This window comes from Stenotrophomonas sp. HMWF003 (assembly GCF_003061285.1).
Taxonomy (GTDB): Bacteria; Pseudomonadota; Gammaproteobacteria; order Xanthomonadales; family Xanthomonadaceae; genus Stenotrophomonas; species Stenotrophomonas maltophilia_AP.
In genome coordinates, this window is record NZ_QAIW01000285.1 from 1 (window position 1) to 3,698 (window position 3,698).

Annotated in this window: 3 protein-coding genes; 1 reads left to right on the top strand and 2 read right to left on the bottom strand. The window is 67.2% G+C overall.

Annotated elements, in window-relative coordinates; genetic code table 11:
* On the bottom strand, nt 1-1,669 hold a 1,669-nt coding region (locus tag DBR34_RS11810), incomplete at its 3' end, for a GTP-binding protein (protein ID WP_128096939.1).
* Nucleotides 1,670-2,102: 433 nt separating this feature from the next.
* Nucleotides 2,103-2,855, bottom strand: coding sequence for a hypothetical protein (locus DBR34_RS11815; protein WP_128096940.1), 753 nt, complete (start codon nt 2,853-2,855; stop codon nt 2,103-2,105).
* Nucleotides 2,856-3,113: 258 nt separating this feature from the next.
* On the opposite strand from DBR34_RS11815, the gene DBR34_RS22805 reads away from it, so the two are divergent.
* On the top strand, nt 3,114-3,698 hold a 585-nt coding region (locus tag DBR34_RS22805), incomplete at its 3' end, for a TonB-dependent receptor plug domain-containing protein (protein WP_258223847.1).

Below are 3,698 nucleotides of genomic sequence, written 5' to 3' on the forward strand. Positions count from 1 at the left end.
GGCGTGCGCGCGGCCCTTCTTCCAGCGCCGCGCGCACGCCCTTCTCCACCGCCGCCACGAACGCCTTCGGAATGACGCCGCCCACGGTGCGGTCGACAAAGCGCACCGCATCGTCGCCGGTGGGCGCCACCTCGATCAGCACCCGGGCGAACTGGCCCTGGCCGCCGGTCTGCTTGGCCACCTTGCCTTCCACGCCCAGCACCGCGCGCGACGGCGTTTCCTGGTACGCCACGCGTGGCTCACCCACCCGCACCGGCACGTTCCACTCGCTGCGCAGGCGCTCCACCATCACCTCCAGATGCAACTCGCCCATGCCCCAGATCAGGGTCTCCCCGGTCACAGCGTCGGTTGCGACGCGGAACGAGGGATCTTCCTGGGCCAGGCTCGACAGGCCCTGGCTCATCCGGATCAGGTCGGACGCCTTGTCGGCGTTCAACCGCCAGGCCAACACCGCGTGCTGGGCATGGATGGTGTCCAGCAGCAGCGGCGCGGACGGCGCGCTGAGCGTTTCACCGCTCACCGCATCCTTCCAGCCGATCACCGCCACGATCTCACCGGCAACCGCTTCGGTGATGTCGTGGGTGTGGTCGGCCTGCACCCGCACCAGCCGGCTGATGCGCCGGCCCTGCGCGTGCTGCGAACTGGCCACCTGGTCGCCCACCTTCAAGGTGCCCGAGTACAGCCGCACGAAGCTCAACGCGGCATGGCTCTGGTGGGTGATCTTGAACAGCAAGCCCGCCAGCGGTCCCTTCGGGTCCGGCGGCAGCAGCACCTCGTCGTCGCCACGGGTGGCCACGACCGCAGGACGGTCCAGCGGCGAGGGCAGGAAATCCACGATCGCATCCAGCAACGTGTCGATGCCCTTGCTCTTGAACGCCGCTCCGGCCAGCACCGGCACGCCCGCACCGGCCAACGTGGCCCGGCGCAACGCGGCGCGCAACAGCGCGTCATCCACGGCCTCGCCCGCCAGCCAGGTGTCGGCCAGCACGTCGTCATGGTTGGCCACCGCCTCGATCAGACGCAGACGATACGGCTCCCACTGCGTCTGTTCGTCTGCGGTCCATCCGCTGCGGGTCGGATTGCCGGCGTCGTCCCACTCCACGCGTTGCCGGGCGATGAAATCGACCCAGCCGTGGAAGTGGTTCTCATCGCCCAACGGCCAGCCGAGCGCCCACGGACGCGCCTGCAGCTTGTCCTGCAACTGCGCCAGCACGCGCTCGAACGAGGCGCCGATGCGGTCCATCTTGTTGACGTAGGCGATCAGCGGCACGCCGTGGCGACGCGCCTGGTGCCAGACCGTTTCGGACTGCGGCTGCACGCCATCGACCGCGGAAAACACCGCGACCGCGCCATCCAGCACGCGCAGCGAACGCTCCACTTCGATCGCGAAATCGATGTGCCCGGGGGTGTCGATCAGGGTCAGCCGATGGTCGTCGCCACCGCGCGGCGCCCAGTGCGCCTGCACGGCGGCCGCACCGATGGTGATGCCGCGTTCGCGCTCGATCGCCGAGAAATCGGTCGTGGCTGCGCCGTCATGCACTTCGCCGACGCGGCGGATCTCGCCGGTTTTCCACAGCAGGCGTTCGGTGAGCGTGGTCTTGCCGGCGTCGATGTGGGCAATGATGCCCAGGTTGCGCCAATGGGAAAGGGTATGGGTGTGGGTGTTCATGGTGGGTACTCGCATCGCCAACATCGGGGAGCCGCACGCCGCCGTTGGCTAACGGGCGTGCGGCCAGGTTTGGGGCTCGGCGATCTGGTGCATGGCACGTTCTCCTTTGAGGCGTTCTGTAACAGGGGAAGGAAGTAAAACGCGGAAACGAAAAGAGCGCCCGATGGGGCGCTCTGTCTGGGTCGTTCAGGGGGATCGGGTATCGATCAGCCGCCGGATGAGCCGCAGGGCAGACGCGCCCGTTCCACGCTTGCGCGGGTCTGGGTAAAAAACGTCAGGAGCGGTTGCGAACGCATCGGGGTGGCCTGGTAGGAATGGCGCCATTGTAGACCTGTGCCGGCCGGCAGCAAGGGCTTTTATGCACTACCGGCAGAACACTGACGTCCATGCGTCACGCGAATATCCACTGGCAGAACAATTAGACCGGGGTGTCTCAGTTCTTGCAGCCCGCCGCCGCCCGCGCCTCCCCCACGGTCGCGGCATGGCCTTCGCCCGAGGACACCCAACCGGTGAGGGAGAACGACGGATCGATGCGGGCCACCTTGGGCTGCGTACCGATCAACACCTCCATCCAACTGCCCACGGCCGGCAGCTCGGCGATCCTCGCGTCACGGTCGTCGTCGGTGCTGAAGCCGGCATCAGGCCCGGAACGCGGCGTGGATTCTTCCGTGGCGGTCTTGCGCGCACGTACCCGCAAGGCACCGTCGGGCATGCGCTGGGTAGTCACTTCGGCACGCTCCACGCCATAGGCCCACTTTGATTCGGCGCTGCGCGTGGTTTCGCTGCCGTCGTCGGCCACCTCCACGTTCTCACCGGTCCATTGCATCACCTGCACCACGCCGCCCACGCTGCCCATCATCGCGGCGTACACCAGCATCTGCCGCTGCTCCAGCGGCAGCGTGGCCATCTCCGGCTTGTCGGCGGGCACCTTGATGTAGCCCACCTTGCGGCACAGCATCATCACCCCGCCGTCGGCCCAGGTGGTCAGCTGGTCGCCGTCGGCGAAATGCTGCGTCTGCATCCGCGCGATCTCTGCGCCTGCGCTGGGCAGGTGCTGCACGTCGATGCTGGCGGCAGCTTCGCTGGCCTTGCTCAACGACACCGTGCTGAAGGCCGCTGCATGGGTGGCGCCAGCGAAAGCGAGGAGCGCGGTGGCCAGTGCGATGCGGGTGGGCGTGTGGGTCATGGGATCCATCCTTTGCTTAAGCGCGTCGATCGAGATCAACGTCGAACAGGGCCGCGCATGATACGTGGGCGAAACGGCGCCGTGGCCCGCTGCGACCGGATGTCGCAACCCCACATATGCGAATGGGTTGCAATTGCATCAGAGCGCCAACCGGTTAAAATGGCGTGCAGATTCCCCTTGCCTGGATGGGAATCGACGTCCGCAGTCGTGCGCATCGCCACCGGCCAGGCAGTCGCCCCCTTTGTCCCGAGCCGCGCCATGCATTCTCCCGTCCCCCTTCCCTCCAGGCTGCGCCGCACCCTGTTGTCCCTGGCCTGCACCGTGGCCGCCACCACGCTTGCATTCGATGCCCTCGCCCAGCAGGCCACCGCGTTGGATTCGGTGCAGGTCAACGCCTACCGCACCGCCAACAGCACCAGCGGCGCCACCAAAACCAGCACCAGCATTGCTGAAACGCCGCAGTCGGTGTCGGTGATCGAACGCGCCGAGCTGGATGCGCGGGGCGTGCAGTCGCTCAACGACGCGATGCGCTACGTGGCCGGTGTGAGCCTGGAAAGCAGCGGCATCGACAACCGCGTGGACGACTTCCGCATCCGCGGCTTCGATGCGGGCAGCTGGTCCAACAACGTCACCCTGGATGGCATGCGTGCGCCGCAAGGCAGCCAGTGGAACCGCAGCATGTTCGACAGCTGGAACCTGGAGCGGGTGGAAGTACTCAAAGGCCCCTCGGCGGTGATGTACGGGCAGATCGCCCCGGGCGGCATGGTCAACCAGGTCAGCAAGACGCCCACGCCGGACCAGGCCCAGCAGCTGCGTCTGGGTGTGGATGCCAATGGCCAGTAC